The sequence below is a fragment of the Gordonia aichiensis genome (genome assembly GCF_039946255.1).
Taxonomy (GTDB): domain Bacteria; phylum Actinomycetota; class Actinomycetes; order Mycobacteriales; family Mycobacteriaceae; genus Gordonia; species Gordonia aichiensis_A.
In genome coordinates, this window is record NZ_JBCDWL010000040.1 from 1 (window position 1) to 1,089 (window position 1,089).

Annotated in this window: 1 pseudogene; it reads right to left on the reverse strand. The window is 63.6% G+C overall.

Going from position 1 to position 1,089, the window contains the following annotated elements:
• Positions 1–131 precede the first annotated feature (131 nt).
• A pseudogene (locus AAFO60_RS20785) lies at positions 132–533 on the reverse strand (TetR/AcrR family transcriptional regulator); the annotation flags it as partial.
• Between the last annotated feature and the right edge of the window lie 556 nt (positions 534–1,089).

Here is a 1,089-nt window from a genome sequence, read left to right on the forward strand (position 1 = left end):
CTCGTCGCTCACGTCCGGGCCGGCGCCACCTTCAAAAACGGCGAACTCGTCGAACCCGGCACCGCCTCACCCGACCAGCAGGAGGCTGCCTGAAACAACCTCATCCACAGATCTTGACAATATCTCTAGCGGGTGTCCTCACCCCCGCTCGTCGACTCGCCACGTACGAGGATCTTGAACCCGTCAGTCCGCTCCTCCATGTAGGTGAGCAGGGCGAGTGCGACCTGCTGGATCCGGTACAGAGAGCGATTCTTCGTCAACGACGACGTCACCATCTCCAACAGGGTTTCCATCTCACGGTCGACGACGACCGCGTAGAGCCCTTCCTTGCCGCCGAAATGCTCGTAGACGATCGGCTTGGAGACGCCCGCCCGCTGGGCGATCTCTTCGATGGAGGTTCCCTCGAAGCCGCGCTCGGCGAACAGGCCGCGAGCGACCTCGATGAGTTGCAGCCGCCGCTGCGCCCCCGTCATTCGCGCGCGCGGAGCCTTCTCCACATCTCCGGTCTTGTCCGCCGGCCTGTTGATCGCCATGCCACACATCGTAGTGCCGGGTACTGACAGGCCTTCTGCATGTGGCCCCCGGGGTCTCGATACGCTCGCTCACTTCGTTCGCGGGCTACTCGACCACCCTGGAAGACAGCGCTCCCCTCTAGGGTGGTCGAGTAGCGACCGAGCGTAGCGAGGCCGCGTATCGAGACCCCGCGATACTTACGGCCCGTTCTTAGGTTGGTCGAGTAGTTGACCGGAGCGAAGCGCAGGACGCGTATCGAGACCCCGGCGCCTGGTCTCGATACGCTCGCTCACTTCGTTCACGGGCTACTCGACCACCCTGGAAGACAGCGCTCCCCTTTAGGGTGGTCGAGTAGCGACCGAGCGAAGCGAGGCCGCGTATCGAGACCCCGCGTCACGCACGGCACTGTGACAGAGCCGGCCCCTTTAGGGTGGTCGAGTAGCGACCGAAGCGAAGCGCAGGCCGCGTATCGAGACCCCCGGGCCCGGAAATGGGTTGAGCCCCCAACCGTTCCCGGTTGGGGGCTCAACAAAAATGTGTTCGGCAGTGACCTACTCTCCCACACCCATTACAGTG